The sequence below is a fragment of the Paenibacillus baimaensis genome, assembly GCF_025567575.1.
On the sequence record NZ_JAOQIO010000048.1, the window covers coordinates 1 to 1,280 of the forward strand.

General features: G+C 48.8%; 1 protein-coding gene. It reads right to left on the reverse strand.

What is annotated here, in order from left to right; translation table 11 throughout:
* Positions 1-1,280, reverse strand: a 1,280-nt coding sequence (locus OB236_RS14715) for a carbohydrate binding domain-containing protein (RefSeq protein WP_262684683.1), incomplete at both ends; no start/stop codon positions are given.

The window sequence follows — 1,280 nt, forward strand, 5'->3', positions numbered from 1 at the left end:
GTTTCAAACGTTCCATTCAAAACAACCGGACGTTCGCCCTTCACGAGTTCTATCACATCCGCAAAAGCATTCCCCGTTGCATTGCCTTCTACGATCACCCGAACAAGTAATTTTACCGTAGAGGCACCGGTCGTAAACTTCTTGCTTCCATGCTCCCACTGATTTTTGCTTGTGGGCCCGAACCCATCCCCGTCTACCATCAATTGATTACTTGCGTTAAATTCCAACCAATCGATGTAGATCACGCCACTGCTCAAACTGTCGCTCAGCCAACCACTTAATGTGTATGTCGTCCCTGGATCTACCTGGATCATCCCAGAGTCTGCCCCTACTCCAGTCGGCGTACCCGAACTAAATTGAAGTGCGCTGTTTCCTTCTCTCGTTTCACCGTGCTCAATGAACATCGTTGGAGCTCCCATATTCCAACGTGCCTGATTGGTTTCAAACGTTCCATTCAAAACAATCGGGCGTTCGCCTTTCTCGAGTTCTATCACATCCGCAAAAGCATTCCCCGTTGCATTGCCTTCTACGATCACCCGAACAAGTAATTTTACCGTAGAGGCACCGATCGTAAACTTCTTGCTTCCATGCTCCCACTGATTCTTGCTTATGGGACCGAACCCGTCCCCGTCTACCATTAGCTGATTACTTGCGTTAAATTCCAACCAATCGATGTAGATCACACCACTGCTCAGACTATCGCTCAGCCAACCACTTAGTGTGTATGTCGTCCCTGGATCTACCTGGATCATCCCAGAGTCTGCCCCTACTCCAGTCGGCGTACCCGAACTAAATTGAAGTGCGCTGTTTCCTTCTCTCGTTTCACCGTGCTCAATGAACATCGTTGGAGCTCCCATATTCCAACGTGCCTGATTGGTTTCAAACGTTCCATTCAAAACAATCGGGCGTTCGCCTTTCTCGAGTTCTATCACATCCGCAAAAGCATTCCCCGTTGCATTGCCTTCTACGATCACCCGAACAAGTAATTTTACCGTAGAGGCACCGGTCGTAAACTTCTTGCTTCCATGCTCCCACTGATTTTTGCTTGTGGGCCCGAACCCATCCCCGTCTACCATCAATTGATTACTTGCGTTAAATTCCAACCAATCGATGTAGATCACGCCACTGCTCAAACTGTCGCTCAGCCAACCACTTAATGTGTATGTCGTCCCTGGATCTACCTGGATCATCCCAGAGTCTGCCCCTACTCCAGTCGGCGTACCCGAACTAAATTGAAGTGCGCTGTTTCCTTCTCTCGTTTCACCGTGCTCAATGAACAT